This window comes from Micromonospora sp. NPDC047187 (assembly GCF_040643355.1).
Classification (GTDB): Bacteria; Actinomycetota; Actinomycetes; order Mycobacteriales; family Micromonosporaceae; genus Micromonospora; species Micromonospora salmantinae.
Window position 1 is genome coordinate 13,883 of sequence record NZ_JBEYUF010000026.1, and the last position, 26,111, is coordinate 39,993.

At 70.9% G+C, this 26,111-nt stretch carries 28 protein-coding genes and 1 pseudogene; 8 read left to right on the forward strand and 21 right to left on the reverse strand.

What is annotated here, in order from left to right; translation table 11 throughout:
• Position 1 precedes the first annotated feature (1 nt).
• Positions 2 to 868 (reverse strand): DNA repair protein RecO, encoded by an 867-nt coding sequence (gene recO, locus ABZ794_RS28580; RefSeq protein ID WP_210786090.1) that lies wholly within the window; start codon positions 866 to 868, stop codon positions 2 to 4.
• A gap of 102 nt (positions 869 to 970) precedes the next feature.
• Here recO and ABZ794_RS28585 point away from each other — a divergent pair, with 102 nt between their 5' ends.
• Complete coding sequence (locus tag ABZ794_RS28585) at positions 971 to 1,780, forward strand: DUF4097 family beta strand repeat-containing protein (RefSeq protein WP_210786089.1); 810 nt, start codon at positions 971 to 973, stop codon at positions 1,778 to 1,780.
• A gap of 13 nt (positions 1,781 to 1,793) precedes the next feature.
• Here ABZ794_RS28585 and ABZ794_RS28590 read toward each other — a convergent pair.
• The 8 genes and pseudogenes from ABZ794_RS28590 to ABZ794_RS28625 all read right to left on the reverse strand — a co-directional run.
• Positions 1,794 to 1,952, reverse strand: a pseudogene (locus ABZ794_RS28590) (acyltransferase); the annotation flags it as partial.
• Positions 1,953 to 2,073: 121 nt separating this feature from the next.
• Positions 2,074 to 2,979: a GTPase Era gene (gene era, locus ABZ794_RS28595; RefSeq protein WP_210786088.1), complete on the reverse strand. Its 906-nt coding sequence runs from the start codon at positions 2,977 to 2,979 to the stop codon at positions 2,074 to 2,076.
• Positions 2,976 to 3,362 carry a cytidine deaminase gene (locus tag ABZ794_RS28600; protein ID WP_238690172.1) on the reverse strand — a complete coding sequence of 129 codons (387 nt, stop codon included), beginning with the start codon at positions 3,360 to 3,362 and terminating at the stop codon, positions 2,976 to 2,978. The genes era and ABZ794_RS28600 overlap by 4 nt, the downstream gene beginning before the upstream one ends.
• Complete coding sequence (locus ABZ794_RS28605; protein WP_238690212.1) at positions 3,355 to 4,779, reverse strand: hemolysin family protein; 1,425 nt, start codon at positions 4,777 to 4,779, stop codon at positions 3,355 to 3,357. Before ABZ794_RS28605 ends, ABZ794_RS28600 begins: the two co-directional genes overlap by 8 nt.
• Positions 4,755 to 5,228 (reverse strand): rRNA maturation RNase YbeY, encoded by a 474-nt coding sequence (ybeY, locus tag ABZ794_RS28610; RefSeq protein ID WP_030491788.1) that lies wholly within the window; start codon positions 5,226 to 5,228, stop codon positions 4,755 to 4,757. Before ybeY ends, ABZ794_RS28605 begins: the two co-directional genes overlap by 25 nt.
• Before the next feature lie 15 nt (positions 5,229 to 5,243).
• Positions 5,244 to 6,302, reverse strand: a complete 1,059-nt coding sequence (locus tag ABZ794_RS28615) for a PhoH family protein (RefSeq protein WP_210786087.1) — start codon at positions 6,300 to 6,302, stop codon at positions 5,244 to 5,246.
• Positions 6,303 to 6,433: 131 nt separating this feature from the next.
• The gene (locus ABZ794_RS28620) at positions 6,434 to 7,801 is read right to left on the reverse strand and encodes a serine hydrolase domain-containing protein (RefSeq protein ID WP_357518451.1); all 1,368 of its coding nucleotides are present in this window, start codon (positions 7,799 to 7,801) and stop codon (positions 6,434 to 6,436) included.
• Positions 7,802 to 7,827: 26 nt separating this feature from the next.
• Positions 7,828 to 8,187: a histidine triad nucleotide-binding protein gene (locus tag ABZ794_RS28625; protein ID WP_357518453.1), complete on the reverse strand. Its 360-nt coding sequence runs from the start codon at positions 8,185 to 8,187 to the stop codon at positions 7,828 to 7,830.
• A gap of 98 nt (positions 8,188 to 8,285) precedes the next feature.
• Between ABZ794_RS28625 and ABZ794_RS28630 the strand changes: the two genes are divergently transcribed.
• Positions 8,286 to 9,047, forward strand: a complete 762-nt coding sequence (locus ABZ794_RS28630; RefSeq protein WP_238690174.1) for an SDR family oxidoreductase — start codon at positions 8,286 to 8,288, stop codon at positions 9,045 to 9,047.
• A gap of 42 nt (positions 9,048 to 9,089) precedes the next feature.
• On the opposite strand, the gene ABZ794_RS28635 is transcribed toward ABZ794_RS28630, so the two are convergent.
• Positions 9,090 to 9,761: a hypothetical protein gene (locus ABZ794_RS28635; protein ID WP_357518455.1), complete on the reverse strand. Its 672-nt coding sequence runs from the start codon at positions 9,759 to 9,761 to the stop codon at positions 9,090 to 9,092.
• A gap of 144 nt (positions 9,762 to 9,905) precedes the next feature.
• On the opposite strand from ABZ794_RS28635, the gene ABZ794_RS28640 reads away from it, so the two are divergent.
• Positions 9,906 to 10,130 (forward strand): hypothetical protein, encoded by a 225-nt coding sequence (locus tag ABZ794_RS28640; protein ID WP_238690176.1) that lies wholly within the window; start codon positions 9,906 to 9,908, stop codon positions 10,128 to 10,130.
• A 66-nt stretch (positions 10,131 to 10,196) separates the two neighbouring features.
• Here the strand turns inward: ABZ794_RS28640 and ABZ794_RS28645 are convergent, their stop codons facing one another.
• The 3 genes from ABZ794_RS28645 to hrcA form a co-directional block, all read right to left on the reverse strand.
• A complete protein-coding gene (locus ABZ794_RS28645) occupies positions 10,197 to 10,931 on the reverse strand; it encodes a 16S rRNA (uracil(1498)-N(3))-methyltransferase (RefSeq protein WP_210786083.1) in 735 nt (244 codons plus the stop codon).
• Position 10,932: 1 nt separating this feature from the next.
• The gene (gene dnaJ / locus ABZ794_RS28650) at positions 10,933 to 12,078 is read right to left on the reverse strand and encodes a molecular chaperone DnaJ (RefSeq protein ID WP_181518639.1); all 1,146 of its coding nucleotides are present in this window, start codon (positions 12,076 to 12,078) and stop codon (positions 10,933 to 10,935) included.
• 75 nt (positions 12,079 to 12,153) lie between these two features.
• Positions 12,154 to 13,176, reverse strand: coding sequence for a heat-inducible transcriptional repressor HrcA (hrcA, locus tag ABZ794_RS28655; RefSeq protein WP_203124700.1), 1,023 nt, complete (start codon positions 13,174 to 13,176; stop codon positions 12,154 to 12,156).
• 226 nt (positions 13,177 to 13,402) lie between these two features.
• Here hrcA and ABZ794_RS28660 point away from each other — a divergent pair, with 226 nt between their 5' ends.
• Entirely contained in the window at positions 13,403 to 14,029 is a 627-nt protein-coding gene (locus ABZ794_RS28660; RefSeq protein WP_112677223.1) for a DUF4870 domain-containing protein, read from the forward strand.
• A gap of 67 nt (positions 14,030 to 14,096) precedes the next feature.
• Here the strand turns inward: ABZ794_RS28660 and hemW are convergent, their stop codons facing one another.
• Positions 14,097 to 15,320, reverse strand: coding sequence for a radical SAM family heme chaperone HemW (hemW, locus tag ABZ794_RS28665; protein ID WP_210786092.1), 1,224 nt, complete (start codon positions 15,318 to 15,320; stop codon positions 14,097 to 14,099).
• A gap of 19 nt (positions 15,321 to 15,339) precedes the next feature.
• Here hemW and ABZ794_RS28670 point away from each other — a divergent pair, with 19 nt between their 5' ends.
• From ABZ794_RS28670 to ABZ794_RS28685, 4 genes are all read left to right on the forward strand, one after another.
• Positions 15,340 to 16,128, forward strand: a complete 789-nt coding sequence (locus ABZ794_RS28670; protein WP_210786082.1) for an enoyl-CoA hydratase-related protein — start codon at positions 15,340 to 15,342, stop codon at positions 16,126 to 16,128.
• A gap of 234 nt (positions 16,129 to 16,362) precedes the next feature.
• Positions 16,363 to 17,223: a hypothetical protein gene (locus ABZ794_RS28675; protein ID WP_238690180.1), complete on the forward strand. Its 861-nt coding sequence runs from the start codon at positions 16,363 to 16,365 to the stop codon at positions 17,221 to 17,223.
• 221 nt (positions 17,224 to 17,444) lie between these two features.
• Positions 17,445 to 18,347, forward strand: a complete 903-nt coding sequence (locus ABZ794_RS28680; protein WP_112604298.1) for a phytanoyl-CoA dioxygenase family protein — start codon at positions 17,445 to 17,447, stop codon at positions 18,345 to 18,347.
• A 175-nt stretch (positions 18,348 to 18,522) separates the two neighbouring features.
• Complete coding sequence (locus ABZ794_RS28685) at positions 18,523 to 19,707, forward strand: low temperature requirement protein A (protein WP_210786080.1); 1,185 nt, start codon at positions 18,523 to 18,525, stop codon at positions 19,705 to 19,707.
• 30 nt (positions 19,708 to 19,737) lie between these two features.
• On the opposite strand, the gene ABZ794_RS28690 is transcribed toward ABZ794_RS28685, so the two are convergent.
• The 7 genes from ABZ794_RS28690 to ABZ794_RS28720 all read right to left on the reverse strand — a co-directional run bounded on the left by ABZ794_RS28690 (position 19,738) and on the right by ABZ794_RS28720 (position 26,075).
• Entirely contained in the window at positions 19,738 to 20,931 is a 1,194-nt protein-coding gene (locus ABZ794_RS28690; RefSeq protein ID WP_210786079.1) for a low temperature requirement protein A, read from the reverse strand.
• A 214-nt stretch (positions 20,932 to 21,145) separates the two neighbouring features.
• A complete protein-coding gene (locus ABZ794_RS28695) occupies positions 21,146 to 21,787 on the reverse strand; it encodes an MOSC domain-containing protein (RefSeq protein ID WP_210786078.1) in 642 nt (213 codons plus the stop codon).
• Between the two features lie 52 nt (positions 21,788 to 21,839).
• On the reverse strand, positions 21,840 to 22,670 hold the full coding sequence (locus ABZ794_RS28700) for a carbohydrate ABC transporter permease (protein ID WP_210786077.1): 831 nt from the start codon (positions 22,668 to 22,670) through the stop codon (positions 21,840 to 21,842).
• Positions 22,667 to 23,653 carry a sugar ABC transporter permease gene (locus ABZ794_RS28705; protein WP_210786076.1) on the reverse strand — a complete coding sequence of 329 codons (987 nt, stop codon included), beginning with the start codon at positions 23,651 to 23,653 and terminating at the stop codon, positions 22,667 to 22,669. The genes ABZ794_RS28700 and ABZ794_RS28705 overlap by 4 nt, the downstream gene beginning before the upstream one ends.
• Positions 23,650 to 24,936 (reverse strand): sugar ABC transporter substrate-binding protein, encoded by a 1,287-nt coding sequence (locus ABZ794_RS28710; RefSeq protein ID WP_210786075.1) that lies wholly within the window; start codon positions 24,934 to 24,936, stop codon positions 23,650 to 23,652. The genes ABZ794_RS28705 and ABZ794_RS28710 overlap by 4 nt, the downstream gene beginning before the upstream one ends.
• 251 nt (positions 24,937 to 25,187) lie before the next feature.
• A complete protein-coding gene (locus ABZ794_RS28715; protein ID WP_091410004.1) occupies positions 25,188 to 25,472 on the reverse strand; it encodes a GlsB/YeaQ/YmgE family stress response membrane protein in 285 nt (94 codons plus the stop codon).
• A gap of 318 nt (positions 25,473 to 25,790) precedes the next feature.
• Positions 25,791 to 26,075, reverse strand: a complete 285-nt coding sequence (locus ABZ794_RS28720; protein WP_091409827.1) for a GlsB/YeaQ/YmgE family stress response membrane protein — start codon at positions 26,073 to 26,075, stop codon at positions 25,791 to 25,793.
• Positions 26,076 to 26,111: the final 36 nt, after the last annotated feature.

Here is a 26,111-nt window from a genome sequence, read left to right on the forward strand (position 1 = left end):
GTCACTCCCTGTTCGCGCCGTCCGCCCCAGCCTCGACGTCGCCACGTGGCCGGAGCACCACGGCCCCGGTGCCCTCCGGCGGCGGGGCCGTGCCGGCCGCCGAGGAACCCCGGTCGACCAGCGGCAGCGAGCGTAGCGCGCGCTCCAGGTGCCACTGCAGGTGAGCCGCGACAAGCCCGCTGCACTCCCGACGTACGGCGGTGTCGGTGGCGTCGGCGATCACCCAGTCGCCGGAGGTCAGCGCGGACATCAGATCGATGGTGGCGGGGGCGGGATGAGCCGCCCCGGGAGGCCGACAATCCGGGCAGACCGCGCCGCCGGCCGGCACCGAGAACGCCCGGTGCCGCCCGGGCGTGCCGCAGACCGCGCAGGCGACCAGCGCCGGCGCCCAGCCGGCCAGGGACATTCCGCGCAGCAGGTACGCGTCGAGCACCAGGGTGGTGGCGTGCTCGCCCCGGGACAGCGCCTTCAGCGCGCCGATGGTGAGCTGGAACAGCCGCAGCGACGGCTCCCGTTCCACCGGGGTCAGCCGCTCGGCGGTCTCGGCGATCGCGCTGGCCGCCGTGTAGCGCGGATAGTCGCCCAGGAACCGTTTGCCGTACAGCTCGATGCCCTCGACCTGGCTCACTGTGTGCAGAGAACTGCCGTGGTTGCCCTTCGGGTCACCGGCGAGCTGGAGGTCGACGTGGCCGAACGGCTCCAGGCGGGCACCGAACTTGCTGGTGGTGCGGCGGATCCCTCGAGCCACCGCGCGCAGCCGGCCGTGCCGGCGGGTGAGCAGGGTGATGATCCGGTCGGACTCGCCGAGCTTCTGCACACGCAACACCACCGCGTCGTCGCGGTAGAGCTGTCGGCGATACCCGGCCATCGGGCCATTCTCCCTCGGGGTGTGAAATCAGGGTTGGTTCGGGGTGCAAGCGCGGATGAACCCCGATGCGGCCACCTCGTGCTCGGCCGTAGCGTGCTGGTCATGGCACTGCACCCGACCACCACCCCCCGCCGCCGTCGCGTCGCCGCTCCCGTCGCGCTAGGGCTCGCCACCACCCTCATCGTGCTCGCCGGGTGCGACAACCTGTCGTTCCGTCGGCTCGACTACGACAACACCGAGGCGGTCCGGATCACCACGGTGCGGGTCTCCGGGGGCTCGGGCGACGTGGTGGTCCGCGGCACCGGCCCGGCGTCCGAGGTGCGGATCAAGCGAGTGGTTCGCTACCAGGGCGGTGAACCGGACAACACCCGCTACGAGATCAAGGGCAGCGAGCTGGTGCTGGACACCGACTGTGGCTCGCGGTGCAGCATCTCCTACGAGGTGACGGTGCCGGAGGGTGTGGCGGTGCAGGGCGAGACCAGCTCCGGCAACGTCGAGCTGAGCCGGGTCGGCACCGTGGAGCTGCAGGTGAGCTCGGGCGACGTGCGGATCTCGGGTGCGTCGGGCGCGGTCGGGGTGGAGGCACGCTCGGGCAACATCGAGGTGAACGAGGCCACCGCGGCGGTACGGCTGCGCGCCTCGTCGGGAGACATCACGGCACGCCGGCTGGGCGGCACCGTCGACGCCGAGGCCAGCTCGGGCAATGTCAACGTGGAGCTGGACAAGCCCGCCTCGGCCCGGGTCCACGCCTCCAGCGGTGACGTCACGCTGGTGGTGCCGGAGGGCAGCTACCGGGTCCGGTCCAACGCCGACTCCGGCGACGAGACCGTCACCGTCGCCGACAACCCGGCGGCGTCCCTGGTGCTCGACGGTTCGGCCAACAGCGGCAACCTCACGATCAGCGAGCGTTGATCTCGACGCTGGCCCCGACCAGGGCGAAGACCAGCAGTACCCGGATGGCCAGGCCCACCGGGTCCTGGTGGGACCAGCCCACCACGTCGACCAGCGGAGTGAGCGCCACCACGAACGGCATGTGCCAGAGGTGGACGGTGAGCGCCCGCCGGTTGAGCAGGGCAACCGCCCGGTCGGCCCGACCCTGCGTGGCACCCGCACCAGACGACAGCTACCTCGACCGGGCGTGAACATCCCCGGCTGCCCGACCGAAGGCGATAGTGCCGCCGGTCGGGCACCGCAGACGAGGTGGGTCAGAAGCCCAGCTTGCGCAGTTGCCTCGGGTCGCGCTGCCAATCCTTCGCCACCCGTACGTGCAGGTCGAGGTAGACCCGACCGCCGAGCAGCTCCTCGATCTGCTTGCGGGCGTTGGTGCCGACCTCCTTGAGCCGGCTCGCCTTGTGCCCGAGCACGATGGCCTTCTGGCTGGGCCGCTCCACGTACAGGTCGGCGTAGATCTTCATGACCTGACCCTCGGGGATCATCTCCTCCACCACCACGGCGATGGAGTGCGGCAGCTCGTCGCGGACCCCCTCCAAGGCGGCCTCCCGGATCAGCTCGGCGACCAGCACCTGCTCGGGATCGTCGGTGAGCATGTCGTCCGGGTAGAGCTGCGGCGACGGCGGCAGGTACTTGGTCATCACGTCGACGAGGGTGTCCACCTGGTGCCCGGACACCGCGCTCACCGGCACGATCTCGGCGAACTCCCCCATCTTGCTGACCGCCAGCAGCTGCTCCGCCAGGCGACGCTTGTCCACCAGGTCGGTCTTGGTGACCACCGCCAGCACTGTCGCCTTCAACTCGGCCAACTCGCCGGTGATGAACCGGTCACCGCGCCCGACCGGCTCGTCGGCGGGGATGCACAGGCCGATCACATCGACCTCGGTCCAGGTGGACCGGACCAGGTCGTTGAGGCGTTCGCCGAGCAGCGTACGGGGGCGGTGCAGGCCCGGCGTGTCGACGAGGACCAGCTGCGACTCCGGTCGGTGCAGCACCGCCCGGATGACGTGCCGGGTGGTCTGCGGCTTGTTCGAGGTGATGGCGATCTTGGTGCCGACGATGGCGTTCGTCAGCGTCGACTTGCCGGCGTTGGGGCGACCGACGAAGCAGCCGAACCCGGCCCGGTACGGACGCGCCTGCGGATCCTGCACCGGGCTCACTGGGTCACCGTGCCGAGGACCGTGCCGTCCGGAGCGGCCACGTGGACCGGTGCGTCCACCGCGAGGTCCCGTACCGCAGCGTGCCCGGCACCATCCAGCGTCGACGCCTCGGTCACCACCACCGCCGCCTCCAGCCGACTCGCCCCGGCCGCCACTGCCGAAGCGACCGCCAGCTGCAACGCGGTGAGCGTCAGCGACGGCAGCGCGACACTGGCCGCCGCGTACGTCCGGCCGTCCTGGTCGCGGACCGCGGCGCCCTCGACGGCGCCGACCCGCGCGCGGGCTCCCCGGGCCAGGACGACGAGCTTGCCGTCCTCGGCGCTCAGCGCGCCCGACGCGGTGGGGGTGGGCCGGGCGGCAGGCGCGGCGGGTGTGTCAGGCATCGGCGGGTTGCCTCTCGTCGTCTCGATAGTTGTCAGTGTCGTCCCCGGGGCCGGTGTGCTCGCCGCGCCCCGCGGTGTCCTGCTCATCGCCCGGCTCCACCCGACTGACCAGGACGGTGTCGATCCGGTTGCGCCGGCCGGTGGTGCCCTCGGCGACCAGGCGGAGACCGGCGACCTCGGCCTCGGCACCCGGGATCGGCACCCGCCCCAGCGACTGGGCGAGCAGACCGCCGACCGTCTCCACCTCGTCGGTGGGCAGGTCGGCGTCGAACATCTCGCCGAGATTCTCCACCGGCAGGCGAGCGGTCACCCGCACCGAGGAGTCCGCCAGACGTTCGACGGGCGGGCGCTCGACATCGTACTCGTCGGTGATCTCGCCGACGATCTCCTCGAGGATGTCCTCGATGGTGACCAGACCGCCGGTGCCGCCGTACTCGTCGACCACGATGACCAGGTGGTTGCGGGCCGCCTGCATCTCGGACAGCAGGTCGTCGACCGGCTTGGACTCCGGTACGAAGGTCGCCGGGCGCATCAGCTCGGCCACCGGCAACTGCTCGGCCCCCGGGTCCCCGCCACGGGAGCGCCGGATCAGATCCTTGAGGTAGAGCACCCCCAGCACGTCGTCGACGCTCTCGCCGATCACCGGGATGCGGGAGAAACCGGAGCGCAGGAAGAGCGCCAGCGCCTGCGCGAGCGTCTTGCCCTCCTCGATCCACACCATCTCGGTACGCGGCACCATCACCTCACGGGCGATGGTGTCGCCGAGCGCGAAGACGGAGTGGATCATCTGGCGTTCGCCGTGCTCGACCACGCCGCGCTGCTCGGCGAGGTCGACCAGCTCCCGCAGCTCCACCTGGGTGGCGAACGGACCCTCCCGGAAGCCGCGCCCCGGGGTGACCGCGTTGCCGATCAGGATCAGCAGCGACGCGAGCGGGTTGAGCGCCCGGCCCAGCCAGCGGACCAGCGGCGCCACCGCACGACCCACGGCGTAGGCGTGCTGCCGGCCGATGGTGCGTGGTGCGACGCCCACCACCACGAAGCTGACCACTGTCATCGCGCCGGCGGTCACCAGCGCGGCCCGCCAGCCGGCGCCGAAGCTGTCCACCGCCACGAGCGCCACCAGTGTGGTGGCGGTCAGCTCGGCGAGCAGCCGCAACAGCAGGAGCAGGTTGAGGTGCCGGACGACGTCGCCGGCCACGACCTGGAGGGTACGGGCGCCGCGCACGCCGTCGCGGGCCAGCTCGGCGGCTCGGGCCGGTGAGACCGCGGCGAGGGCCGCCTCGGTCATCGCGATCAGGCCGGCCAGCACCACCAGACCGGCCGCGAAGACGATCAGCTGAAAGTCGGGAAGGCCGGCGGTGGCGCCGGCCGCGAGTAACGGAGGAGTGGACATCACTGGGTGCGGGTCGACCGCCAGCTCGCCAGCAGCCGAGCCTGGAGTGCGAACATCTCCCGCTCCTCCTCCGGCTCGGCGTGGTCGTAGCCGAGCAGGTGCAGCACACCGTGCACGGTGAGCAGGTGCAGCTCGTCGGCCGGTGCGTGCCCGGCGGTCGCCGCCTGCTTGGCCGCCACCTCCGGGCAGAGCACGATGTCGCCGAGCAGTGCGGGCTCGCCGCCGGCCGGTGCGGACTCACCCGGGCCGTGGTCGACGCTGCCCTCGTCCATGGGGAAGGCGAGCACGTCGGTCGGGCCGTCGCCACCCATCCAGCGGTGGTTCAGCTCGGTCATGTAGTCGATGTCGACAAGCAGCACTGACAGCTCGGCGAGGGGGTTGACCCCCATCTCGTCGAGGGCGTGCCGGGCGACGGCGAGCACGGCGTCGGTGTCGACGTCGACGCCGGACTCGTTGGCGATCTCGATGGACAACTGCTTTCCTCTGCTTTAGCGGCGGCGGCCGGCCCGGCCGCCCTGGGCGGGTCGCCCAGGCACGGCGTGAACGCCCTGCGCCTGCTGGTTCTCCCGCTCGGCGTCCCAGCGGGCGTACGCGTCGACGATCTCCCCGACCAGCTGGTGGCGGACCACGTCGGAGCTGGACAACTGGGAAAAGTGCACGTCATCGACGTTTTCCAGGATCTCCCGAACCACCCGCAGGCCGCTGCTCGTCCCGCCGGGAAGGTCCACCTGGGTGATGTCACCGGTCACGACGATCTTGGAGTTGAAGCCGAGTCGGGTGAGGAACATCTTCATCTGCTCGGGCGTCGTGTTCTGCGCCTCGTCCAGGATGATGAACGCGTCAGAGAGCGTACGACCCCGCATGTAGGCCAGCGGGGCGACCTCGATCGTGCCCTGGGCCATCAGCTTCGGGATCGTCTCCGGGTCGAGCATCTCGTGCAGCGCGTCGTAGAGCGGGCGCAGGTACGGGTCGATCTTCTCGTTGAGCGTGCCGGGCAGGAAGCCCAGTCGCTCGCCCGCCTCGACCGCCGGCCGGGTGAGGATGATCCGGTTGACCTGCTTGGCCTGCAACGCCTGGACTGCCTTCGCCATCGCCAGGTAGGTCTTTCCGGTGCCGGCCGGGCCGATGCCGAAGACGATGGTGTGGGTGTCGATCGCGTCGACGTACTTCTTCTGCCCGAGCGTCTTGGGGCGGATGGTGCGCCCGCGCCGGGAGAGGATGTTGAGTGTCAGGACCTCGGCGGGCCGCTCGGCGCTGCCCTGCTCGAGCATGCCGACGGTACGCCGGACGGCGTCAGTGGTCAGGGTCTCGCCTTTCTCGATGAGTTCGAGGAGCTCGCTGAAGACCCGCTCGGCGAGGGCGTTGTCCGCAGGGTCACCGGTGATGGTGATCTCGTTGCCGCGGACGTGCACGTCACTGGTGACCGAGCGTTCGACGAGTCTGAGGATCTCGTCGCCTGCGCCGAGCAGATTGACCATGATCTTCGGGTCGGGCACGGTGATCCTGGTCTGCACCCGGGGCGGGCCGGGAGGTGGGGTGCCGGTCATAGGTTGGGCCGAAGGGCCCTGCGCCACCTGCTCTCGATCTCGGCGCCGGCCTCCTGGCCTGGCGTGCGGACGTTACACCCATCGTATCGGTTCAACGCGGGCCGCATCGCGCCCATTTCCGCTGGCCGCGATCAACTCCCGGCCCGGAAGTCGTACCTGTCGAAGGTCTCCTGGTGGCGGGTGAACCGGTAGGTCGCCCAGTGCATCCGGACCACCGCGCCGGCCCCGTCCCGGGTCAGCCGCAGCAGCTCACCGACCTCCCGACCGGAGACCACCCGGAACACGTCCGGCTGGTCCGCCAGCGGCGTGAAGATCGCCGGCGGACGTCCGGCCGGGTCACCGACCCCACGCGCTCGGAGGGTGCCGTCGTGCCAGGAGAAGACGTACTCGGAGCCCTCGCCCCACCAGCGACCGAGCACACCCCGCAGGGCCGCCGGCGCGGGTGCGCCGGGCCGCCAGGGCTCGATCTCGGCCGGGTCGTGCTCGACCGCGGCGGCGAGCAGCCGGTGCGACAGGTCGAACAGTTCGCTCGCCGTGCCGGACGAGCCGAGCACCGCGGCGCCCATCGCGCCGGGTGTGCCGTCACCGCCGCGGCGGCCGTACGCCCCGGCGAGGAACCCGGGCATCGCCCCGTCGTGCCCCACGTGCATCACCCGTTCCCCCTGCGGGATCAGGATCAGCCCGAGCCCGAAGCCCGCGCCCCAGAGCGTCTCGTCGGTGGTGGTCAGCGGCCAGCGCATCTCGTCCAGGGTGGCCGGGGCGAGGACCGCGCCGGCCGGGTCCAGCGCCACCGGGTCGGCCAGGAACGCCGCCCAGCGGGCCATGTCGGTAGCGGTGCTCCAGAGCTGGGCGGCCGGGCCGACCGCGCCGAAGTCGGTCGGCGGTTCCGGGTGCGCCTCGTCGGAGTACGCGTCGACCAGGAACCCGGTGGCCGCCGTCGGCCGTGGGGTCACAGTGGTGTCGGTCAGCCCCAACGGCGTCAGGATCCGCTCGGCGAGCGCCTGCGCCCAGCTGCCGCCCCGGAGCCGGGCGACGAGTTGGCCGAGCACGGCCACGCCCAGGTTGGAGTAGTGGAACCGCCGGCCGGCCGGCAGCACCCGCTCGGCCCGATCCAGCTCGGCGACCAGTTGGTGGTCGTCCGGCGCGCGCAGGCTGTCCCACACATCACCGAACGGCTCGCGTTGCAGCCCACCGGTGTGCGACAGCAACCGGCGTACGGTCAGCTCGCCGTGCGCCGGGAGGTCCAGGTGCCGGCCCACCGGGTCGTCCAGGTCCAGCAACCCGTCGTCGCGGCACTGCAGGACCAGCACCGCGGTGAACGTCTTGGTGATCGAGCCGATCCGGAACTGGGTGCCCACGCCCAGGGGGCTGTCGGTGCCGGTCTCGCCGACGGTGCGGCTCCAGAGCGGTCGGTCTGCCCGGTGCAGTGCCGCCGACACCGCGGGCACCCGGGCGTCGGCCTGCACCCGCCGGACCAACCGGTCCAGGTGCTCGTTCACCCGAGAGCCAGGCGCCGCACCTGGGGTCACGCCAGGTCCCGGGCGAGCATCGGGCCGAGCGGCGCACCACCGAGCAGGTGCGCGTGCACGTGGAACACCTCCTGCCCGCCGTACGCGCCGGTGTTGAACATCAGCCGGAAGCCGTCGCCGAGCAGTCCCTCGTCCTCGGCCACGGCGGCGGACGTCGCCAGCACGTCGGCGGCCAGCGCCGGGTCGCCCTGGGCGAGCGTGGCGACGTCGGCGTAGTGCTCCTTCGGAATGACCAGGACGTGCACCGGCGCCTTCGGGTCGATGTCGCGGAAGGCGAGCGTGGTGTCGGTCTCCCGGACCACGGTGGCCGGGATCTCCCCGGCGACGATGCGGCAGAACAGGCAGTCGGATTCCATCGGGGCAGTGTAAGGACTAACGGGCCGGGGGTGCTCCGGTGCAGCATGCGCCGCCGGCCCGTTAGCAGGGGAGGCACGGCTGAGGCAGGATGGCCGGCATGACGGATCGGGCGGTACTCGTGACCGGGGCCTCGCGCGGGATCGGCCGCGCGGTGGCGAAGGCGTTCGCGGCCGGCGGCGACAGGGTGGCCATCCACCACCGCGACTCCGCCGACGCGGCCGAGGAACTGCGCGCGCAGCTGCCGGGCACCGGGCACGTGGTGGTCCGCGCCGACCTCACCGATCCGGACGCGGTCCGGGTCATGGTCGACCGGGCCGCCGAACTGCTCGGCGGGCTGGACGTGCTTGTCAACAACGCCGGGACGTACGGCGACCGCGACGACCCGCACCCGATCTTCGGCGCCTCGTACGAGGAGTGGCAGCAGCGCTGGCGGCAGGTGCTGGAGACCAACCTGACCGGCGCCGGTAACGCCACCTGGTGCGCCGCCCAGCACATGCGCGAACGCGGCGGGCGGATCGTCAACGTCTCGTCCCGTGGCGCGTTCCGCGGCGAGCCGGAGCAGCCGGCGTACGGCGCCAGCAAGGCGGGGCTGAACGCGCTGGGCCAGTCCCTCGCCGTGGCGCTCGCGCCGTACGGCATCACTGTCGCCACCGTCGCGCCGGGCTTCGTGGCGACCGACATGACCACCGAACACCTGCGCGGCGAGCGGGGCGCGGCCATCCGGGCACAGAGCCCGTTCGACCGGGTGGGCCAACCGGAGGAGATCGCCGCCGCCGTCCACTGGCTGGCCTCGCCGCAGGCCGAGTGGGCCTCCGGCACGATCGTCGACCTCAACGGGGCGTCCTACCTGCGCAGCTGACCCGACAACGCGAAGCGGGTGACAGTGACGTGGTAGGCGTGCCTACCTGTAGATGAGGATGGCCAGGAAGACCGCCACAGCAACAACTGCGGCGATCGAGGCTGCAAACCGGAACCTTGATTTGTTTCGACGGGCCATCGCCCGCAGCGTCATCTCCTTTTCCAGCCTCGCTCTCGCCGCTGCACGTTGCTGTTCACGACCAGTAATTTGGCTCCAGCGGTCATGGCTTTGCACCCGAGTCGGTGGCTCACGGTTGAGTTTGCTCCAGCGCAAACCAGAAGCGTCGGTGAAATAGACTCCGATGGCCAGATCGCCGGTCTTGGCGATCCCCGCGACGTCAACCCCTGGCACCGCCAGATAGGAGAAGCTCCCCGCGACCTCTTCCATCAGGACGTGGAGAGCGGACGGATATTTGCCTATCAACCGCTCCCTCCAGAGGAGCATGACCCGAAGGTCATAGAACGGCACGCCACTGTAATTTGCAATCGTGAAGCTTCGCACCTCATCAAGACCCCGAGGCAGGTCGTTCAACACCGGAACGATCAGCCGCGCCTGAGCTGCCTCATTGTCGCGTTGTTCTTCTCGCCGCACCTGGATCTCATGGCGAAAGAGCAGCCAGGTGGCCATTGCGGCAAGACCCGACAGCAGCAGGCCGACGACACTTCCCCACGCCTGCATCCAGTCGGTGATCTTCGGAGCCTCGGCAGCGAGCACCGCGCCAGGGTACGCGCGACCATCCACAAGGGTTGATCGATTGTCAGCCATTGGACCGTCCGCGGCGGGCTCTCGTGCGACCGCCGGCGGATCACCCGGCCGGGGAGGTGGTTGGCGGTTCGCGGGAGGGTAAGTCCCACCGACATGGCCGACCTCGCGCTGCTGGACCTCACCGCCGACTACCGGGTGGCCGATGGCCACGACGACGATCCTGTCCTGCTCCGCCCCGACGGCACCCCCGTCGAGACCTGGCGCGAGGACTACCCGTACGACGAGCGACTGGACCGCGAAGAGTACGACCGCGACAAGCGGCTGCTCCAGGCGAGGTCGGCGCACCGGACCCGCAGATCATCGGGCCGGCCGGGCTGAACCTGGGGCCGGAGGAAGAGGTGGTGCCAGCGTTTCCCCGGCCCTGAACCCAGCCAAAGCCCGCTGTCACCAGCGGCCGAGGCGGGCGGCGAGCACGCTGAGGGCCGCCACCCCGGCGGTGGAGGTGCGCAGCACGGCCGGTCCGAGGCGTACGGGTCGCCCGCCGGCCTCGGCGAAGGCGGTCAGCTCGGCCGGGGCGATGCCACCCTCCGGGCCGACCACCAGCACGATCTCTCCGGTGGAGGGCAGCTCGGCGGTGGTGAGCCGGTCTTCGGCCTCCTCGTGCAGCACGAACGCGGCGGCGGCACCGGCGATCCGACGGGCCACAGTGGCAGTGGACTCGTCCGGCGCACCGGCCACCACCGGCAGCCACGGCCGGCGGGCCTGCTTGGCCGCCTCCCGGGCGGTGGCCACCCACTTCTCCCGGGCGCGTACGCCCCGGTCGCCGCGCCACTGGGTCACCGAACGCGAGGCCGCCCAGGGCACGATCTCGTCCACCCCGACCTCGGTCATCGCCTGCACGGCCAGTTCACCCCGGTCGCCCTTGGCGATGCCCTGCACTGTCACCAGACGGGGTACGGGCGCGTCCGCGTACCCCCGGGAGGTGATGGTGACCTCCAGGCTGCCCCGGCCGACGGCCGTGACCACGGCGGCGGAGGTGCCGCCCCGGCCGTCGGCGAGCAGCAGCTCCTCGCCGACGCGCAACCGCTGCACGGTGGCGGCGTGGTGCCCCTCCGGGCCGTCCAGGGTCAGCGCGTCGCCGGTGGGCAGCGCCTCCACCAGGAACAGCGGTGCGGACACCTCAGGCGTGCCCGTTGAACGCGTCGCGCATCCGGGAGAAGAAGCCGCCCTGCTTGGACAGCTCGGCGACCTCCTCACCACGGGTCTTGGCGAAGTCGCGCAGCATCTTCTCCTGGTCCGGGTCGAGCTTGGTCGGCGTCCGCACGTCCAGGTGCACGTAGAGGTCGCCTCGGCCGGTGCCGCGCAGGTGCGGCACGCCCCGGGCGCGCAGTCGCAGCGTGCTGGCCGGCTGGGTGCCGGCCTTGACGTCGACGGTTTCTTCGCTGTCCAGCGTCTTGATGGTCAGCCGGGTGCCCAGCGCCGCCGCCGTCATCGGCACTGTGACCCGGCAGTGCAGGTCGTCGCCCTTGCGGGAGTACACGTCGTGCGGCCGCTCGTGGATCTCCACGTAGAGGTCGCCGGCGGTGCCGCCGCCGGGGCCCACCTCGCCCTGCTGGGCCAGCCGGATCCGCATGCCGTCCTCGACGCCGGCCGGGATCTTGACGGTCAGCGAACGGCGGGTCCGCACCCGGCCGTCGCCGGCGCAGGTGGGGCAGGGGTGCGGGATGGTGGTGCCGTAGCCCTGGCACACGGTGCACGGCCGGGCGGAGACCACCTGGCCGAGGAAGGTGCGCTGCACCGACTGCACCTCGCCCCGACCGCCGCACGCCTCGCAGGTCGCCAGGTGCGTGCCGGCGGCCGTGCCAGCGCCGGAGCAGGTGGTGCAGAGCACTGCGGTGTCGACGGTGATCGGAGCCTCGACGCCGAAGGCCGTCTCGTGCAGGTCGAGTTCGAGCCGCAGGATCGCGTCGGCGCCCGGGCGGGTACGCGGCCGTGGGCCACGGGCGCCACCTCCGGCACCGCCGAAGAACGCGTCCATGATGTCCTGGAAACCGACGAACGGGCCGGCGCCTCCGGGGCCACCCGGGCCGCCGGCGCCGCCGCCACCCGGGGCGAGCGGGTCGCCACCCAGGTCGACGATCTGCCGCTTACGGTCGTCCGAGAGGACCTCGTACGCGGCGTTGATGTCCTTGAACTTCTCCTGAGCCTCCGGGTCCGGATTGACGTCCGGGTGGAACTGACGCGCCAGCTTGCGGTAGGCGCGCTTGATCTCGTCGTCGGAGGCTTCCCGGCTCACACCGAGAATGCCGTAGTAGTCCCTGGCCACTGCGTTCCGTGTCCTCATGTTCGTCTCGCGTTGCGCCGGTCGGCGGCCGCAGCCGGCCGCATCGGCCCTGACCAATCAGTTCTGGGCCAGCAACTCGCCCACGTAGCGTGCCACGGCGCGTACCGTGGCGATGTTGCCGGGGTAGTCCATCCGGGTGGGCCCCAGCACCCCCAGGCCGCCCACGATGGTGGTGCCCGGGCCGTACCCGGTGCTGACCACCGAGGCGGCGCGCAGGTTGTCGAACTCGTTCTCGTCGCCGATCAGCACCCGGGTCGTGCTCGGCTCGGTCTCACCGATGAGCTTGAGCAGCACGACCTCCTCCTCCAGAGCCTCGAGGATCGGCCGCAGGGAGCCCTGGAAGTCGAGCAGGCCACCCCGGGTGAGGTTCGCGGTGCCGGCGAGCGCGATCCGCTCCTCGTGCCGCTCGACGAGCGTCTCCAGCAGGACGGTGGCGAGCGTGGTCATTGTCGGACGCAGGCCGGTCGGCGCTTCCTCGACCAGCGCCTGCACCAGCGGTGGCGTCTCGGACAGCCGGGCGTTGGCGAGCTTCTCGTTGATCAGGCGGCGCAGGTCGGTGACGTCGGCGGCGGGCACCGGCCCGGGCAGCTCCACGAGTCGCTGCTCCACCCGCCCGGTGTCGGCGATCATGACGAGCATCAGCCGGGTGGTGGAGATCGGCACCAGCTCCAGGTGACGCACCGAGGAGCGGGCCAGGCTCGGGTACTGCACGACGGCGACCTGCCGGGTCAGCTGGGCGAGCAACCGCACTGTGCGGTGCACCACGTCGTCGAGGTCGACAGCGCCGACCAGGAATCGCTCGATGGCCCGGCGCTCGGCCGGGCTGAGCGGCTTGACCCGGGACAACCGGTCGACGAAGAGGCGGTAGCCGCGGTCGGTGGGCACCCGGCCGGCACTGGTGTGCGGCTGCCGGATGTAGCCCTCCTCCTCCAGCACGGCCATGTCGTTGCGGACCGTGGCCGGGGAGACCCCGAGCTGGTGCCGCTCGACCAGCGCCTTGCTGCCGACCGGCTCCTGGGTGGAGACGTAGTCTTCGACGATGGCGCGGAGCACTGCGAGTTTCCGGTCGTCGAGACCCATCCTCCGCACCTCCTGTCGCACGTCGGCCGCCGGCGCTCTGGGCCGGCCGAGCCGTCCTGGCACTCGACTGTAACGAGTGCCAGTCTACGTCGGCGGGCCCCCCGACGCGATGATCAACGGCCACCCGTCGGTGCGGCCCACGCCACCGGCGTTGGGCCGATCGGCCCACACTGCCGGGCGGTGTCGCTCTGGTGCGGCGTTGCCACTGGCACCTACCGTGACATCCATGACTGAACCTCCTCGCCCTCCCGGGTCGGGCGACCCCGGCAACTACCCGCCGGAGCCCACCTCCCCAGGCCCGTCCCCGTCGGCCGAGCCACCCACCGCACCACTGTCCGGGGCGCCCGGCCCGGCCGGCTATCCCCCGGCCGGTGGCTATCCGCCGCCCACCGGTGACCAACCGCCGTCAGGCGGCTACCCTCCGGCAGGCGGCTACCCCCCGCCCGGGGGCTACCCACCGCCCGGCGGCTATCCGGCCGGTGGGGCCTACGGCGGCCCCGGCGGCGGCTACGCCAACAACGAGGACAAGACCTGGGCGTTGGTCGCGCACTTCGGCGGCGCTCTCGGCGCGCTGGTCAGCTTCGGTCCGCTGGGCTTCGTCGCCCCGCTGATCGCCTACCTGGCCCGCGGCCAGCAGTCGCCGACCGTCCGGGCGCACGCCCTCGCCGCCCTGAACTTCCAGATCCTCTGGTCGATCATCGCGTTCGTGCTGCTCTTCGTGAGCTGGTGCCTGCTCTTCCTGCCCAGCATCGCCGTCGTGGTGATCCAGATCCTGTTCGGGATCATCGCCGGCATCAAGGCCAACGAGGGCACCCCGTACCGCTACCCGATGACTGCCAACTTCATCAAGTGAACCGGGCCGGCCGCTCCCCCGGCCGGACCGGTTCGCCGCTGTCCCGGCCCCGGGGGCGGTGGGCCACTCAGGGCAGCAGATCGCGGACGACCGCGTCGGCGAGCAGCCGCCCGCGCAGTGTGAGCACCGCCCGGCCGGCGGCGTACTCGTCGGCGGCCAGTAGACCGCCGGCCAGCGCCCGCTCGGCGCCGGCCCGGCCGGTGGCATCGAGCACCGCCAACGGGAGGCCGCTGGCCAGCCGCAGCCGGAGCATCACGTCCTCCATGTGCGCCTCGTCGACAGTCAGCACCTCCCGGGCCAGGCCGGGAGACGCGCCGGCGGCCAACCGCTGGGCGTACGCCGAGGGGTGTTTCACGTTCCACCAGCGCACCCCACCCACGTGGCTGTGCGCCCCCGGCCCCAGCCCCCACCAGTCCGCGCCGGTCCAGTAGAGCAGGTTGTGCCGGCAGCGGGCCTCCTCGGTGCGGGCCCAGTTGGAGACCTCGTACCAGGAGAGACCGGCCGCGTCGAGCGCGGCCTCCGCGGCCAGGTAGCGGTCCGCGGCCACGTCGTCACTGGGGTACGCCAGCTCGCCGCGTCGCATCCGGGCGGCGAGCCGGGTGCCGTCCTCGACGATCAGGGCGTAGGCGCTGACGTGGTCCACCCCGGCGGCGACGACCTGCTCCAGCGAGGCGGCGAAGTCCTCGGCCCGCTCCCCCGGGGTGCCGTAGATCAGGTCCAGGTTGACGTGCTCGAACCCGGCGTCGCGCGCCTCCAGGGCGGCGGCGGTGGCCCGGCCGGCGCTGTGTTTGCGGTCCAGGATCGCCAGCACCCCCGGGGAGGCGGACTGCATGCCCAGCGAGATCCGGGTGTAGCCGGCGGCCCGCAGCAGCTTCAACGATTCCGGCGTGACCGACTCGGGGTTGGCCTCGGTGGTCACCTCGGCGTCGGCGGCCAGCCCCCAGGTGCGGTCGATGCCGTCGAGGATGCGGGCCAGGTCGTCGGCGGGGAGCAGGGTGGGCGTGCCGCCACCGACGAAGACGGTGTCGACCCGGGGCGGCGGGGTGTCGCCGAGCACCCGGGCGGCGAGCCTCAGCTCGGCCAGCACCGTGTCCGCGTACCCCTCGCGGCTGGCACCGCCGCCCAGTTCGGCGGCGGTGTAGGTGTTGAAGTCGCAGTATCCGCAGCGACTGGCGCAGAACGGCACGTGCACGTACACGCCGAAGCCGCGCGCGCCGACCGCCGCGGTGGCGGTGGCGGGCAACGATCCGTCGACGGGGACGGTCTCACCATCTGGAAGGACGCCGGGCATGGCCACTAGTGTGCCCGGCATGACCTCTCCCGACGTCCTCGTGCGGGTCGCCACGGCCCGTGGGGTGACCACCCTCACCCTGGACAGCCCGCACAACCGCAACGCGCTCTCCACCGGCCTGATGACCCAACTGCTGGCCGGGCTGGCGGACGCGGTCGCCGACGAGGCGGTCCGCGTGATCGTGCTCGACCACACCGGCCCGGTCTTCTGCTCCGGCGCGGACCTGAAGGAGACCGCCGCGGCGTACGCCAGCGGGACTGTGCCGGCCGGAATGCTGGGTGACGTGCTCGCGGCGCTGTGGGAGTGCCCGAAGCCGGTGCTGGCTCGGGTCGGCGGGCCGGCGCGGGCCGGTGGGCTGGGCCTGATCGCCGCCGCCGACCTGGCGGTCTGCGCCGACGAGGCGACGTTCGCGTTCACCGAGGTACGCATCGGGGTGATCCCGGCGGTCATCTCGGCGACAGTGCTGCCCCGGCTGCACCCCCGCGCCGCCGCCGAGCTGTACCTGACCGGCGACACCTTCGACGGTCGCCGGGCCGCCGAGATCGGCCTGGTGACGGCCTCGGTCCCGGCGGACGGGTTGGACGGCGCGGTACGGGGCTACTGCGACTCGCTGGTGCGCGGCGCGCCCGGGGCGCTGGCCGGCGCCAAGGAGCTGCTGCGCCGACCGGGTACCGCCGAGCTGCGCGCCGACCTGGCCCGACTCTCCGCCGTCTCGACCGGTTTCTTCCTCTCCGACGAGGGGCGCGAGGGGGTCACCGCGTTCCGCGAGAAGCGACCGGCGCGCTGGGTGCCCGCTCTCGACGACTGATGATCGGGGTGCCACCGTCGTTCGGCGGCGCCCCCGTCACGACAGCCCGCACCGGGAAGGGCGACAGAACGACTGGCAGGTGAGATCGCCACCGGAGCGGGAACGTCGCCAACCGGTACGCGACAGCGGAGCCGACCCCGAACCGGTCGGAGTCGGCCAGGTTGGGCCCGAACCACTCGGACGACCCGGGAAGGGCCTGCGGGGACGTACGCTTGGCGAACTGTCGATCTGGGGGTGTGGGTGCGAACTCGGGCAACCGTGGCGGGTGGAGTGGTGCTCATCCTCGTCGCCGTGATCGCGATCTGGCTCGTCGTACGGCAGGTCGGCGACAACCTCACGTTGCCGCTGGTGACGCGGAAGTGCACAGTGCAGGCCGACGGACGGGTCGCCCTGGACGCCGACCAGATGGCCAACGCGGCGACCATCGCCGCGATCGGCGCGAAGCGTGGAATGCCCGAGCGGGCCGTCGTGGTCGCGCTCGCCACCGCGTACCAGGAGTCCGGGCTGCGCAACCTCGCCAACGGCGACCGCGACTCGATCGGCCTGTTCCAGCAGCGGCCAAGCCAGGGCTGGGGCACTCCGGCGCAGATCCGCGACCCGCGTTACGCGGCCAACCGGTTCTACGCGGCCCTCAAGAAGGTGCGCGGCTGGGAGGAGATGCGGGTCACCGACGCCGCCCAGCGGGTGCAGCGCTCGGCGTTCCCCGAGGCGTACCAGAAGTGGGCAGACGACTCCGAGGTGCTCAGCCGGGCCCTGCTCGGCGACGCCAGCGGCGCGGTCGCCTGCTCGGTGGGACGCACCCCGGCGATGCACGGCGCGGCGGCGGCCGCGCAACTGACCCGCAACCTGGTGCTCGACTGGGGGCTCAAGGGCACCGACCCGACCGACCCGACCGGGCTGGCGGTGACTCCGGGCGACCAGCGTGACGGCTGGCGGTACGCGCACTGGTTGGTCTCGCACGCCCAGGACCACGGTGTGAAGCGGGTCCGCTTCGGCGACCTGGAGTGGACGGCCCGCGACGGCTCGTGGGGCCGGGTGGACGGCCGGCAGAACCCCGCCGGCCAGGTGGTCGCCGAGGTGTTCAACGAGGGTTGACCGACCCGGATCTCTTAACCGGCAGTCACCGCACAATCGGGCAATGCCCACCGAATCGCACTATTGATCACTCCGATCTCACTCTGTGCGTTTCTCTCGCTGCGTGGGGTCCCGCCGTGGCCCAATCCCGCACCACACCCTCCCCGATGCCTGGGCCGCCGCGTTACGATCGGCGGCCTGTGCCAGAAAAGGTTTCACCTCATGGGGAGGGGTACGACGCGGTGTTCGATTACGGCGACCGGACCGGTTACGAACCGATCAGCGACATTGACCGCAAGGAGTTCCACGAGCAGGGTTTCCTCCTGCTGCGCAACGTCCTGACGGAGGACCACCGGGCGGCGCTGGAGGCGGCGGTCGACCGCGTCTACGCGGAGGAGCAGGCCAAGGGCACCACCAAGAAGGACGGCACCCTGCACCTGCTGGGCTTCCTGGAGCGCGACGAGCTCTTCGGTGAGCTGCTGACCCACCCGATCGCCTTCCCGTACATGTGGGGGCTGGCCGGCTGGAACATCTACACCCACCACAACCACCTGGACGTCACCCCGCCGGCCGCCGAGCCGGAGAAGCCGTACTGGGGTTGGCACCAGGACGGGTACCGGCAGAACTCCGACCCGGAGACGATGGACCCGAACCTGCCTCGGCCGATGTTCTCGCTGAAGGTCGCGTACGTGCTGTCGGACCTCTCCGAGACCGGCCGCGGCGCCACCAAGGTCATCCCGGGCAGCCACCTGAAGAACTCGCTGCCCCGGCCGGCGGACCTCACAGTGCAGAACCCCGACCCGGAGGGCACGGTGGAGATCACCGCCAACCCGGGCGACGCCTTCATCTTCGACCGCCGGCAGTGGCACTCGCGGTCGACGAACCTGTCGACCATCACCCGCAAGATGCTCTTCGTCGGCTACACCTACCGGTGGATCCGTCCGCTGGACGAGCTGCACCCCGACGTGAACGGCGAGTGGTACCGCAACCGCACCCCCGTTCAGCGCCAGCTGATCGGCGAGGGCACCCACACCGCCAACTACTGGGGCATCAACTGGGACGGGTACGTCGACGACGAGATCCCGCTGCGCAAGGAGCTCAAGGAGCGCGGTCTGCTCGACCGCAACATCCCCTGGCTCCGCTGATCCACTGCTCGTAGGACGGCCCCCTGCCGACGCTCAGCGTTGGCGGGGGGCCGTTTCACGTCCGCGGCCCCGACCGTTCGGGCCGAGCCGGTTCCGGCCACCGGAGACCGCACTGTCGGTAGCGTGGCGGGTGCGCAGGTCGGGCAGGGCGTGGGGTGGCACAGGAGGCAGCGCAGTGACATCCGCTCCGCTCCCCCGGATCCTCCGCCGCCGCGGCGAGCCGGAACACCCGACCTTCCTGGAACTCTTCTTCGATCTCGTCTACATCTTCATGTTCTCCCGGCTCGCTGCCAGCCTGGCCGAGAACCTCACCGTCCGGGGTGCGGCGCAGACCGCCGTCCTGCTGCTGGCCGCCTGGTGGGTCTGGGTGCTGACCGCGTGGCTCACCGACCTGTTCAATCCCCGACTGCCGATCATCCAGGCGACCGCCCTGCTGGTCATGCTCGGCACCCTGCTGATGGCGATCGCGACGCCGTACGCCTTCGGTCGGTACGGGTGGCTCTTCGTCGCGGCCTACTTCGGCATCCACCTGGTCCGCGACGCCGTCCTGATCCCCGGCACCCGGGTGAACCAGCCGATCCAGGCCAGGAGCATCCGGGTGTTCTTCTGGTTCGGCGTCACCGTGACGCCCTGGGTGGCCGGGGTGTTCGTGGACGGGACGGCCCGACTGGTGCTCTGGTCTCTCGCGGTGGCGGTCGACCTCGGCTCGGCCCGGATCGGTTGGCCGACGCCGAGGCTGGGGCGTACCGAGCTTGCCAGCCAGATCTTCACCGGGGTGCATCTCTCCGAGCGGCATCGGGCGATCTTCATCGTCGCGCTCGGCGAGTTGATCCTGAGCACCGGCACAGGGCTGGCCGGCAGCGGATTCACGGCCGGCGCGGTGGCCACCGGCGCTGTCGCGTTCGTCAGCGCGGTCCTGCTGTTCCAGCTCTACTTCCAGCGGGTCCAGCGGATCCTGGCACCACCGAGCGTCGCAACCGTGGAACGGGTCCGCTCCGGCACCTCCACCTCGTACAGCCATCTGGTCATGGTGGCCGGGGTGGTGCTGGTCTCGACCAGCACCTCGCTGGTCATCGACCGGCCGTTCGGCCGCGCCCCGGTCGAGCTGATCGTCGCCACCCTCGGTGGACCGGTCCTGTTCCTGCTCGGCAGCGTCCTGTTCGATGCCGTGGTGACCGGGCGGACCCTCTGGTCCCGGGTGCTGGCGATCGTGGTGTTGTGCGCCCTGACAGCGCCCGCCACACTCATGCTTCCGCCCCTGGCCGCCCTGATGCTGGCGAACCTGGTCCTGCTGATCACCCTGGTCGGCGAAGGGCTGGCCGCGCGCCGACGCCCGGTCGGGGCCGCCGCGCCATCGTGATGAAGGGCAGTCCGCGACCGCCGTGCGAGGTCAGCGCAGCATCGGCGGCGCCGGCGTACGCGCGTGTCGCCGGGTGCTCACCAGGTTCGCCACGGCGATCAGGAGCAGCACCGTCATGGCGAGCAGAGCGACCAGCACCGGCGGCAGCAGGGGCGTGGTCGGTGCCATGCCCGCCAGCAGCACCAGCCCGGCCAACCGGGACCGCGAGATTCGCCCGAACACGGTGAAGTCGAGGACGCCCCGGCCGACCAGGTACAACGCGGGTCCGCCGAGGATCACCGCGGCCCAAGAGGGCGGGGTCTCGCCCAACGGGCGACTCACCACGAGCCGGCTGGTGACCGCCGCACCGACAATTCCGGCCACCATGATCAGATGGGTGACCGCGGCGGACTGGGTGAGCAGCGCCGGGTTGGACGACCGGCCGATCGCGTCGGTCAGCAGCTCACCGGCACGGTAGATGTAGATCCGCCACATCAACACGATGGTGGTGAACACCACCAGTAGCGCCCAGGATCGCTCCAGCGTGTACTCGCTCATGCTGAAGGTCGTACCGGTCACGAAGATCGCGACACCGAGCGCGACGATGACGAACTGCCGGTAACGCTCGGCCACCCGCGCGCCGACCAGCCGCCAGTCGCGCGGTCGTGAGCGGCCGATCCCAGGCACCGGCCAGCCCAGCGCCGCCGCGCCATACTCGACGACGACAGCGAGCACCCAGATCGCCAGCTGCCCCGAACCGCCGACGAGCGCCCCACCGATCCAGCCGATGCCCGCGACGGCCTCCCAGATCAGGATCCGGATGCTGCGACGCGGCGGCCTCCTGAGCGAGACCACAAGGAGGTAGTAGGCCGCGGTACTGAGGTGGATGACCACGTACGTGGTGGCGAAGAGCAGCCGGTGATCGCCGTACGCGTCGGCCGCGAGCGCGGCCAACAGCAGGCTGGCCGCCGCCACCCAGATGAACTGCCCCTGCCCGGCCGGACGGGTCAGGTCGACGCTGTCCGCCGTCCACACGGTCAGCGCCCAGATCATCGTGAACCCGAGCAGCAGCACCAGCGTCTCGGCGACGCCCGTCCAGGTCAGGTCGTCGGCCAGCACGGTCGCCAAGGTGACCAGCGCGAAGACGTAGACGAGGTCGAAGAAGAGTTCCAGGAACGCCGGACGCTCCAGGCCCGGATCGGGGGATGACGCCGCCGCGACACCGCCGTCCGTCGTCATCGACATCGCGCTCCACCCGGTCCCCGCCGCACGCCCTCCGTGGGGACAATACGGGCAAGTCCGGCGCTGAGCCCGTCATCGGGGGTTCTTCCAGGTCGAATCCGCCGAGCGCGTCGATGCTCGTCGCGGCGTCGCGGCGTCGCGGCGTCGCGGCGTCGCGGCGTCGCGGCGTCGCGGCGCCGTGGCGCCGTGGCGCCGTGGGGGATGCCGCCGGGGCCGATCAGCCCCGGGCGGCGAGGCGTCGGCGAGCCTTCTCCCGGATCGGCGCCGGCAGATCCTCGGCGTCCAGCAGCCGAGGCAGCAACTCCGGCTCCAGGCTGTTCGCCCGGAACACCTCGCCGATGGTGACACCGTGCGCCGGCCGGTCCACCACCTCGACCGGGTCGCCCGCGCCGACCTCCCCCTCGCGCAGCACCCGTAGATAGGCCCCGGGCGACGCCCGGACGGTGAACCGCTTGATCAGATCCGGTACGCCCCAGAACCCGGCGAAGGTCGTGCAGGGGGTGCGCGGCTTGGTGACCTGGAGCAGGGCGGAGCCGACCTGCCACTGCTCGCCGATCACCGCACCCGTCACGTCGACCGCGTAGGTGGTCAGGTTCTCGCCGAAGCCGCCGGGCGGTATGGCGCGGCCCAGTTCGGCCACCCACCAGGCGGCGTCCTCCTCCGCGTAGGCGTAGACCGCCTGGTCGGGGCCACCGTGATGGGCCCGCTCGCCGATGAAGTCGCCCGCCACGCCGCCGGTGAGCAGCGACACCGGGCCGTCGACCGGCCGCTTGTCGATGCCGCTGCGACCGCTCGCGTCGCCGGCCCAACCAGCCTCGGTCACGATGCCGAGGTTCACCGCTGCCACCCTGCCCGTCATGACCGCCAGCCTAACGGCGGTCAACACCGGCGTCGGCCCTCGCGGCGCGGGGTCAGCCCTTGACGGCGCCGGCCACCAGGCCGGAGACCATCCGACGCTGCACCAGCAGGAAGAAGATGATGACCGGCAGGGTGAACAGGGTGGACGCGGCCATCACCGGCCCCCAGTTGGTGTCGTCCCGACCGAAGAAGAAGGTCATCGCCACCGGCAGCGTGTAGCTGCCCTGGTCGTTGATGAACGTCAACGCGAAGATCAGCTCGTTCCACGCGGTGATGAAGGAGAAGATGCTGGTTGCCACCAGGCCGGGCGCGACCAGCGGGAAGAGCACCCGGCGGAAGATCTGGGCCCGGCTGGCCCCGTCGATCGCCGCCGCCTCCTCCAACTCCTTGGGCACCGCGGCGACGAAGCCACGCAGCATCCAGACCGCGAACGGCAGCGAGAAACCGAGGTACGTGAGGATCAGGCTGGGCAGGGTGTTGTAGAGCCCGAGCCGTTGGATCATCAGGAACAGCGGGATGACCAACGCCTCCAGCGGGATCATCTGCACCACCAGCAGCATGATCAGGAAGCTGGTCCGCAGCTTGAAGCGGAACCGGGCCACCGCGGTCGCGGCGAGCAACGCCACCAGACCGCTGAGCACCACGGTGGAGACGGCTACCAGCGCGCTGTTGAGGAAGAAGTCGAGGAAGCTGACGCCGGGGATCAGGTTGCCGATCAGGATCTCCCGGTAGTGCGCCAACGTCGGGTGGGTCGGCACCGGCTGCGGGGTTGCCGAGAAGATCTCGTTGCTCGGCTTCAGCGAGGTGGAGATCATCCAGTAGACCGGGAACGCCGCGAAGAGCGCGACCAGCAGCCCGGCGCCGTTGAGGGCGATTTTCTTCACGACTCGTCCTCCTGCCTGAGCACCATCCGTACGTAGAAGCCGGTGACCGCCAGCAGGATCAGCGTGAGGATCACCGCGATCGCCGCGCCGAGCCCGTACTTGGGCGGTGGGGAGAATGCCTCGGCGTACGAGTAGATGGCGAGCATGAACGTCGGCCGGTCCTGGGTGCCGCCGGCCAGCACGAACTGCTGGGTGAAGACCTTGAAGTCCCAGATCGTGGAGAGCACGATCAGGATCCCGAAGACCGGGCGCAGCAACGGGAAGGTGATCTTCCAGAAGACCCGCCACGGGCTGGCGCCGTCCACCCGGGCCGCCTCGTGCAGCTCACTCGGCACGCTCTTGAGACCGGCCAGCACACTCACCGCGATGAACGGGAACGAGTGCCAGACCACCACCAGGGTGAGGATGGAGAAGAAGAGCAGCGGCGAGTTGAACCAGCCGTAGCCGGTCCAGTCGCTGCGCCCGAACAGGCCGTTCGAGAGCCCGTCCGGCAACGCGTTGAACAGCCACGTGACCAGGCCGCTCGTGTCGTCGAAGATCCATTTCCAGACGATGGTGCCGGTCAGCGCGGGCGTGGCCCAGGCGAGCATCACGCAGCTGGCCACGAACGTCGCCATCTTGCGACCGAGCCGATTGAGCAGCAACCCCACCAGGGTGCCGAGCACCATGGTGAGCAGCACGTTGGCCGCGGCGAAAAGAACCGTGTTGCGCAGCACGGTCAGGAAGAACGGGTCGGAGAGGATGTCGACGTAGTTGCCGAACCCCACCCACGGCCAGTCCCGATCGCCGCGCAGTTGCCGGACGCTGTTCAGCCGGTAGAAGGACATCACCACCACCTGGCCGAGCGGCCAGAGCAGCAGCACCCCGATGATCAGCAGGGCGGGCAGGAGCAGCAGGTAGGGCAGGCGGTCCACCCGGCGACGCCGCCGCGCGGGGGTCTCCCGCGCGGCGGCCGTCTCCGGGCTTTTTGTCTGTGAGCTCACTTGCTGTTCAAAATGCCTTCCATCTCACCGGCCGCGTCGGCGGTAGCCTTCTCGACCGTCTTCTGACCCTTCATGACCGAGCTGTTCATCGCCTGGGTCACCGTCTTCGTCCGGCTGACCTCCACCCACTTCGGGGTGAGCGGCGTGAGCTTGGTGTTCTGCATGGTGGTGGCGAACGACGCCATCACCTTGTCGTTCGCGTACGCGCCACCGGAGACCAGGTCCTGGTAGACCGGGAAGAAGCCGAGGCTGCTGGCGAAGCTCTGTGCGTTCTTCTTGTTGAGCAGCACGGTCAGGTAGTCCCAGGCCAGGTCCTGCCGCTCACTGTCCTTCCAGATCGCCACGTCCGAGCCGCCCGCGAACCCGGGCGCCGCCTTGCCGTCCGGGCCGGGGATCGGGAACGTACCCCAGACCTTCTCGATCTCGGGGTTGTCCTTCTTGATGGCGCCCTGCTGCCAGCTGCCGGCGAAGGCCATCGCGGCCTTGCCGGTGGCGAACTGGGTACGCGCGTCGATCTCGTTCCAACCCGCCGCGGCCGGCGGGGCGACCTTGTGCACGGTCACCAGGTCGGTCCAGAACTTGACGGCCCGCTGCGCCTCGGGCGTGGTGTAGCCGGACTTCCAGGTGCCGCCCTGGTTGCTGGCGATCTCGCCGCCGGCGCCCCAGAGGAAGGAGTAGAAGGGCAGCTCGGAGTTGCCGGGCAGGGCGATGCCGTAGGTGCCCTTCTTCTTCGCCTGCACGGCCTTGGCCACGGTGACCAGGTCGTCCCAGGTCTTCGGGGGCTGCACGCCGGCCTCGGCGAACCAGTCGGTGCGGTAGTAGATGGCGCGCACACCGGCGTACCAGGGCACGCCGTACTGCTTGCCGTCGAGTTGAGCGTTGCGCACCAGGTCGGGCAACAGATCCTTGCCGTCGGCCCAGCCGCCCATCCGGCCACTCACGTCGGCGAGCGCCTCCTGGGCGGCCCAGCCCTGAGTCTCGGTGTTGCCCAGCTCGGTGATGTCCGGCCCCTCACCGCCGGCGAGCGCCGCCTGGAACTTCTTGGGCGCCTCCAGCCAGGGGATGTACTGCACGACCACGTCGGTGTCGGGGTGCTTCTGGCGGAACTCGGCCTCGACCCCGTCGAGGAAGGAGTTCTGCGCGTCGCCGCCCTCGCCCATCATCCAGACCGTGAGCTTGCTGTCGTCAGCCGCGTCGTCGCTGGAGCCTCCACAGCCGGTCAGCACCATCGCGGCCGAGGCCACCATGGCGGTGACCGGGGCCAGCCGCTTCCACCTGTTCACGCCACTTCTCCCCTCGCGCCGCCTGGAACTAACCTTCTCCGCCGCACCCTAGTACGGAGAATTCCTTTACGACAGTGGGCGGAACTGGCCGAAGCGTGGCGACCGTACCGCAGCGGCCCGACGACCGGCACTCCAACATCCGGCCAAAGCCGGGCCTTTCAGCACGAAAGAGCGCCCGGCTCTCGGCCGGGCGCCCTTTCCAGTAGTGCTGTTCCAGCCGTGGTGCTGTGTCGCCAGATGATGCCGGGTCGTTATCGGGTGACGCTGCGGCGGCGACCAACACCGGCCACCAGCGCGACAGCGATCGCGGCCACCACGACCTGCACCAGCAGCTCGGCCCAGTCGATACCGCTCGTCTCGGTCGCGATGCCGATGGCCCGCGCCAGGACGGTGCCCAGCAGCGCGGCGCCGACACCGATCAGCAGGTGCAGCCAGATCGGCATGTTCTGCCGGCCCGGGACGACCAGGCGGCCGAGCGCGCCGACGATGAGACCAACAACGATCGCAGTGATGATGCCCCACACGGTGAGCTCCACGGCCACCCTCCTTCAAAGAATGTCTGACACACGATGTGTGTGCTTCCTGTCGTGACCGTTAATTGCCCTACCCACCGAAAATCCAAACCGACTTCACTCACCAAACGATCACGACTTGGCCGACAAGAGCACGTTCCACCGCAGGCAAACCCGTCGGTCGCAGGCACGGGCCGAGTCGATCAGCGCGATCCAGCCCGCCGGAGACGTCGAGCAGGACCGGCGACGGCCCTCGCGACGGGCAGAACGCCGATGGGCGCCCGGCCTGTCGGCCGGGCGCCCATCGGGGGTGTCGCGGTGGTACGAGTTGGTGCTGTGGTGTTACCGGGTCACGCGGCGGCGGCCACCCACACCGGCCACCAGCGCGACAGCGATCGCGGCCACCACGACCTGCACCAGCAGCTCGCCCCAGTCGATACCGCTCGTCTCGGTCGCGATGCCGATGGCCCGCGCCAGGACGGTGCCCAGCAGGGCCGCGCCGATACCGATCAGCATGTGCAGCCAGATCGGCATGTTCTGCCGGCCCGGGACGACCAGACGGCCGAGCGCGCCGACGATGAGACCAACAACGATCGCAGTGATGATGCCCCACACGGTGAACTCCACGGTCGCCCTCCTTCAAAGAATGTCTGACACACGAGG